7 protein-coding genes and 1 tRNA gene are annotated in these 6,421 nt (G+C 56.3%); 3 read left to right on the top strand and 5 right to left on the bottom strand.

Annotation, left to right across the window (positions count from 1 at the left end; all coding sequences use genetic code 11):
* Window positions 1-149 precede the first annotated feature (149 nt).
* Both ctaD and AC5EFR_RS21940 read right to left on the bottom strand, forming a co-directional pair.
* Complete coding sequence (ctaD, locus tag AC5EFR_RS21945) at window positions 150-1,823, bottom strand: cytochrome c oxidase subunit I (protein WP_493577852.1); 1,674 nt, start codon at window positions 1,821-1,823, stop codon at window positions 150-152.
* A 384-nt stretch (window positions 1,824-2,207) separates the two neighbouring features.
* Window positions 2,208-3,245: a Leu/Phe/Val dehydrogenase gene (locus AC5EFR_RS21940; protein WP_493577851.1), complete on the bottom strand. Its 1,038-nt coding sequence runs from the start codon at window positions 3,243-3,245 to the stop codon at window positions 2,208-2,210.
* 121 nt (window positions 3,246-3,366) lie between these two features.
* On the opposite strand from AC5EFR_RS21940, the gene AC5EFR_RS21935 reads away from it, so the two are divergent.
* Window positions 3,367-3,834 (top strand): Lrp/AsnC family transcriptional regulator, encoded by a 468-nt coding sequence (locus tag AC5EFR_RS21935; RefSeq protein ID WP_493577850.1) that lies wholly within the window; start codon window positions 3,367-3,369, stop codon window positions 3,832-3,834.
* Here the strand turns inward: AC5EFR_RS21935 and AC5EFR_RS21930 are convergent.
* The gene (locus tag AC5EFR_RS21930; RefSeq protein WP_493577849.1) at window positions 3,831-4,580 is read right to left on the bottom strand and encodes an SDR family oxidoreductase; all 750 of its coding nucleotides are present in this window, start codon (window positions 4,578-4,580) and stop codon (window positions 3,831-3,833) included. The two genes, AC5EFR_RS21935 and AC5EFR_RS21930, sit on opposite strands and share 4 nt — an antisense overlap.
* 265 nt (window positions 4,581-4,845) lie before the next feature.
* Between AC5EFR_RS21930 and AC5EFR_RS21925 the strand changes: the two genes are divergently transcribed.
* The gene (locus AC5EFR_RS21925) at window positions 4,846-5,061 is read left to right on the top strand and encodes a hypothetical protein (RefSeq protein ID WP_493577848.1); all 216 of its coding nucleotides are present in this window, start codon (window positions 4,846-4,848) and stop codon (window positions 5,059-5,061) included.
* 33 nt (window positions 5,062-5,094) lie between these two features.
* On the opposite strand, the gene lipB is transcribed toward AC5EFR_RS21925, so the two are convergent.
* Both lipB and AC5EFR_RS21915 read right to left on the bottom strand, forming a co-directional pair.
* Window positions 5,095-5,775 carry a lipoyl(octanoyl) transferase LipB gene (gene lipB, locus AC5EFR_RS21920; protein ID WP_493577847.1) on the bottom strand — a complete coding sequence of 227 codons (681 nt, stop codon included), beginning with the start codon at window positions 5,773-5,775 and terminating at the stop codon, window positions 5,095-5,097.
* 130 nt (window positions 5,776-5,905) lie between these two features.
* Window positions 5,906-6,154 (bottom strand): hypothetical protein, encoded by a 249-nt coding sequence (locus AC5EFR_RS21915; RefSeq protein ID WP_493577846.1) that lies wholly within the window; start codon window positions 6,152-6,154, stop codon window positions 5,906-5,908.
* A gap of 180 nt (window positions 6,155-6,334) precedes the next feature.
* Between AC5EFR_RS21915 and AC5EFR_RS21910 the strand changes: the two genes are divergently transcribed.
* Window positions 6,335-6,421 (top strand) — tRNA-Leu (locus tag AC5EFR_RS21910).

The raw sequence follows: 6,421 nt of genomic DNA, 5'->3' as shown, positions 1-6,421 counted from the left end.
CTGTACAGGTATAGGTTGTGGTGGCCGGGGGCCAGGGGCACTTAGCCAAGCTGCCTGTCGTCATTCCTATGCTGCGACGGTCCGCCGGATGCAAAAAGGCCCCGCGAAACACGCAGGGCCTTTTCGATTTTCAGATTAGGATCACCCGATTAGTGGGCTGGACCTTTGTCCCAGTCTTCCTGCTTTGGAAGCTGCTCGAACGTGTGCTCGGGCGGAGGGGACGGCAGGGTCCATTCCAGGGTGTCTGCGTATTCGTTCCAAGGGTTGTTCTCGGTCGCTTTGGCACCTGCGCGCAGGGCGTAGATGACGATCCCGAAGAACAGCAGGAACGAAGCAAAGGACAAGAACGCACCCAGCGACGACCAGTAGTTCCATGTGGCAAAGGCCTCAGGATAGTCGATGTAGCGACGTGGCATGCCCTGACGGCCCAAGAAGTGCTGAGGGAAGAAGGTCAGGTTGGCACCGATGAAGAACATCCAGAAGTGGATGTGGCCCAACGTTTCCGAATACATCTTGCCGGTCATTTTCGGGAAGTAGAAGTAGACCCCCGAGAAGATGGCAAAAACCGCACCCAGCGACATCACGTAATGGAAGTGTGCAACCACGTAGTAGGTGTCGTGGTAGCCACGGTCCACACCAGCTTGTGACAGAACAACGCCAGTTACGCCGCCAACGGTGAACAACATCAGGAAGCCCAGAGCGAACATCATTGGTGTTTTGAATTCAACCGAACCGCCCCACATGGTGGCAATCCAAGAGAAGACTTTCACACCGGTTGGAACCGCGATGACCATGGTCGCCAGCATGAAGTAAGACTGCTGACGCAGGCTCATGCCGACGGTGTACATGTGGTGTGCCCAAACAACAAAGCCCAAGGCCCCAATCGCGATGATCGCCCAAACCATTGGCAGGTAGCCAAAGACCGGCTTGCGCGAGAAGGTCGCGATCACGTGGGAGATGATACCAAAGCCCGGCAGGATCACGATGTAGACTTCGGGGTGACCAAAGAACCACAGGATGTGCTGGTACAGGATTGGATCGCCGCCACCGGCAGGATCAAAGAAAGTGGTGTCAAAGTTGCGATCGGTCAGCAACATGGTGATCGCGCCGGCCAGAACAGGCAGCGACAGCAGGATCAGCCAAGAGGTGACGAAGATCGACCAAGAGAACAGCGGCACCTTGAACAGGGTCATGCCGGGGGCACGCATGTTCAGGAAGGTGGTGATCATGTTGATCGCACCAAGGATGGACGAGGCACCCGAGACGTGAACCGCAAAGATCGCCAGATCCATCGAGTAACCTTGCTCATTGGTTGACAAAGGTGGGTAGAGAACCCAACCCACGCCGGACCCAAGCTGACCGTTGCCACCAGGCGAGAAGACCGAGCAAACCGCGAGGGTCGTACCGGCAACATAAAGCCAGAAGGACAGGTTGTTCATCCGAGGGAAGGCCATGTCCGGTGCGCCAATCTGCAACGGCATGAAATAGTTGCCAAAACCGCCGAACAGCGCCGGAATAACCACGAAGAACATCATCAGGATGCCGTGGCCGGTAATCAGCACGTTCCAAAGGTGTCCGTTGGGGGTACATTCCTCAACCGTGCGGGCGATCAGGAACCACCCTTCTTGACACATATACTGAACGCCGGGCTCCATGAGCTCCATACGCATGTATACGGTGAAAATAACTGAAACCAGACCCACAAGGGCCGAGACGATCAGGTAAAGAATCCCGATGTCTTTGTGGTTTGTGGACATGAACCAGCGGGTAAAGAACCCCCGGTTGTCCTCATGCTCGTGGCCGTGAATGGCGGCGTCTGCCATATCGTGCCTCCCTTTTGTCCCTACAATAGCGGGCGCGAAGAGAATCCCATCGCGCCCGTAAATTCTATTCATGTTTTAGAAGGTGATCTTTTGGTCGGCAACGGTGGTATTTGACGCAGATCAAACAATTTTGTCGCAGGGGGCGGATGATTTTACCCAAACCGGGCGTTCAACCCGTTTGAGACCTGAAAATTCGGTGCTGATGTGTCGGTGGGCGCATCCCAGCGCAAAAGAAAATGAGACCGGATGTTGTGATTGGAACATCGGCCGCACGCGCCCCAAATTCCGTGCACGGAATTTTAAAATCCATGTATGGATTTTGTTGCGCGCCGCGAGACCAAAGAGCACCTCACAAAGCGCGCAACATGGCGACGGGCAGGGGGCTTAAGCCGCCAGCGTGACTTTTTCTTCTACCAATTGCTCGGCGACAACATGCGGGGGCAGGCCAGTTTTGGCCGCCTCTGTCAAAATCGCATCAAGATTAGCCGCCAAGGCCTGCAACTTGCCTTCCAGCCACTCGGGCCCTTGGGCTTCGCCAAGGATTTCCGGCGTCGCATTGATGATGCCCCCGCCATTGGCCACAAAATCAGGTGCGTAAAGTATCCCGCGCGCCGCCAGACGGTCACCATCTTCTGGCGTCGCCAATAGATTGTTGGCCGCGCCACAGACCATTTTGCACGTCAGGGTTGGAATTGTCGCTTTATTCAACACGGCGCCGATGGCGCAGGGGGCGAAAATATCGACGTCTTGGCTGTAAATCTCATCCAACCCAACAACTTTGGCGTTAAAGGCGACAACCGCCTCGTCCAACGCCTCTTCGCTGACATCGGTTACAATCAACTCGGCTCCGGCCTCGTGCAACATATCGGCCAAATGCATGCCAACATGGCCCAACCCCTGCATCGCCACGCGTTTACCGGCCAGATCAGCGCTGCCAAACCGGTGCTTGGCGGCAACTTGCATCGACAAAAATACGCCGCGTGCTGTGATGGGCGAAGGATCGCCGGAGGCACCGGGAAGGCCCGCAACATAGGGTGTCTTGCGCGCAATGACGGCCATGTCGTCGGGGGTCATGCCCATATCTTCGGCAGTGCGATAGGCTCCGCCAAGCGTATCAACGGCCTCTCCAAAGGCTTCGAGAAGCTCTGGTGTTTTCTGCGTCGCGACATCGCCAATGATCACCGCTTTGCCGCCACCGAGGGCCAAATCAGCCGCTGCGTTTTTAAGCGTCATACCATGGGACAGGCGCAACACATCGATCAAGGCGTCGTCAAAGCTCGCGTATTCACGCATCCGCAATCCGCCAGCGGCCGGGCCTCGTGCGGTCGAATGGATCGCGATCAAGGCGCTCAACCCGCCGGGCAGGTTCTGAATATGCACAACGCGTTCATGGGTGGATATGGGCAATTCGGTGATGGTCATGTGGGTCCTCCTCAGATTGAAACAGGATAGTCGCGGCTGAGGACGGTTTTTCACTGTTTTTGCCTGCATTTTCGGGTAATATTGGTGGAAAATCTCAACTATGTAAGAAAAGCGTGATTTAATGGATGACTTGGACCGCAAGATACTAAGAATCCTGCAACAGGATGGCCGTATTCGCATGGCAGATTTGGCCGAACAGGTCGGATTGTCACCAACCCCCTGCGCCCGTCGGGTTGCGCGTCTGGAAGAAGACGGAGTGATCACCGGTTATGGCGCGCGGGTGGATCAACGCAAAATAGGGCAGGCGGTCACCGTCTTTGTAACGCTTGAGCTAGATCGTCAAAGCGTCGAGGTGGTGTCGGAGTTCACCAAGCGTGTTGCACTCTTCGAGGAGGTGATGGACTGCCAGTTGATGACTGGCAGCCCGGATATCTGGATGCGGGTCGTTGTACCCGACCTTGAGGCGTTTGATCGTTTCCTGCAAACGCGTCTTATGACGGTGCCAAATGTGCGCAATATGCGATCAAGCTTCACACTACGCACCCTAAGCCATCGCGCGGCCTTACCAATGACCGGACGGGTGCGCTAACCCAGTTGCACCGACACACCGCCATCGACCAGCATCGGGGCCCCGGTGACAAAGCTCGCTCGCTCGGACAATAAAAACATCGCCGCCTGAGCGATTTCTTCGGGCTGGGCCATGCGCCGCATGGGGTGCAAGCCATTGATAAAGGCATGCCCCTCGGGATCGTCACCCGCCATGGCGGTTTTGGTGCCGCCGGGAAGCAAGGCATTGACCCGAATTCCCTGTTCGGCGTGCTCATTGGCCAAAGATTGCACAAAGCCAATCAACCCGGCCTTGGCGGCGGCATATGCGGACATCCCCGGAAGGCCGGCGTTGGAATAGCCAACAAAAGAAGAGGTGAAAACCAAGGCCCCACCGCTTTGCATCGCCGGAACCTGCGCCTTGGCCAGATAAAAGGCCGAGGTGAGGTTTGTCGCGATCACATCCTGCCAGTTTTGCGATGACATTTCCGAAACCGGCACCATGTCACCAACCATCCCAGCGTTGTTAAAAGCGCCATCTAATCCGCCAAAGACCTCCTTGGCATGATCCACCAGTTTCTGAGCGTAACTTTCATCGGTGACATCCCCGGCCAGGGCGGTTGCCTGACCATTGCTTTGGCGGATTTGCCCGGCAATTTGGTCCAGCTCAGCGGCGCGCCGCGCCCCCAACACGACATTTGCGCCATGTCTGGCGAATAACAAGGCCGCGGCGGCCCCAATACCGCTGCTGGCTCCGGTGATGATGATAGTTTTGTTTTTAAGGTCCATATCCTGTTCCTCTCGCGTTTCGGATGGGACGGGGATGGCCCATCGCCGACGGGCAAGGCGACCCGGATCATGCTGTTGCAAACCCGCGATCAGGCAATGCGCAAGAAACGGAGTGGCTGTGTCAGGGTCAGGAATTCCTGACGGAGGTTTTCCGGACTGATGACATCGGTGCAAACAGCCTAAGTTGGGCTCAACTGCCAAACTCAACGACGAACAAAATAGCTCCCGCGCTGCATTTCCTGGGGGCAAGAACCGGAGACCACTCATGGCCTATTTTGACCCGAGCTTTGAAACACAAACGCCTCTGCGCCGCGGCCTTGGGGCTATGATCTCTCGTCTGACCGAAACGCCATTTGATGCACGCCAGCGCCGCTTGGCCGCGCGCGTCTCCGAACTGCGCGCCTTGTCAGACGATCAGCTCGCGGCGATGGGGCTCACCCGCTCAGACATTCTGTTTCATGTGTTCGGAAGCCGTCGCTAACCGCGCGCACCCAAAATCCATGCATGGATTTTGTCATCGCGTGGGGCAAGCGGATCGTGTCACACCAGCGCCAAAGACCTCTTCAAAGCTGGTTTTGAGCGCAACGTCGACATCATCCATGCTCACCGGTAGGCCAAGGTCGACCAAAGACGTCACACCATAATCGGTGATGCCACAGGGGACGATGCCATCAAAATGGCTCAAATCCGGTTCCACATTCACTGAAATCCCGTGAAAACTCACCCATTTGCGCAAGCGAATACCGATGGCGGCGATCTTGTCTTCGGCCATCGCGCCGGTGATGGTCTTGGGTTTGTTTGGCCGCTCGATCCAAACGCCAACACGCCCGTCCCGAATATGCCCCGTTAGTCCAAATTCACGTAGCGCCGCAATCACCCAAGCCTCAAGGTCACGCACGAAACAGCGCACATCCCGGCCACGTTTCGACACGTCCAGCATCACATAAGCTACGCGTTGGCCCGGCCCGTGATAAGTATACTGACCGCCGCGCTTGCTTGGATAGACCGGAAAGCGGTCGGGATCTATTAGGTCCTCAACCTTGGCGCTTGTCCCCGCGGTATAGAGCGGCGGGTGCTCCAACAACCAAATGCACTCCTCGGCGTCGCCTGTCGCAATCTGTGCCGCGCGCTCTTCCATAAAGGCAAGGGCCTCTTCGTAAGACGTGAGGCCCTCACTGATTTTCCATTCCACCATCTGATCGGCCCCTTCCACTCTCGGCGCGCCTCATCTCGACGCGACATCGCATTTGAATGTCACAGATAAGGCAGGACGGGCGGATTTGCCATAAGGAGCGTGGATTGCATGCGCAGTTACAAAGGCGCAATCACCCCTGCGCGAGGTTTTTATCAGCCCAGGCCTTGCACTTGTCCCAAGTTGCCGGGCCAAACAGGATATTGGCAAAGCCCTTGCTGGCCAAGATTTGCGACCCGGTACCGTAGGTTTGGCTACAGGCGATGTTCCACTGGGAATGATCATTATACTTCGCGCCAACCCAACATTGCTGCTCTGCCGAGGCAGCCCCAGCCAGTCCTATAAGGCCAATCGCAAGCGCCGCGCTTTTCATGGTGATCATGATGTCCTCCTTCCTCTTAAGACATCTGGATTTTACTATAAATTCGAAGGTTCGAATATGATGTGCAACAAATCTTGCCGTAAAACCGTGTCCGGTCAGAGGAATTTTAAAAAGGGTAATTTTTCCTCTTCACATCCCGGCCACGCTTCGTTAGAGAGCGCTCTACCAAGCCTAGACAGTGCGGTCGTGGCGGAATTGGTAGACGCGCAGCGTTGAGGTCGCTGTGGGGTAACACCCGTGGAGGTTCGAGTCCTCTCGACCGCACCA

Source organism: Pelagimonas sp. (genome assembly GCF_058892305.1).
Note: the sequence above shows the minus strand (reverse complement) of the source record. Positions and strands in the feature narration are given on the sequence as shown.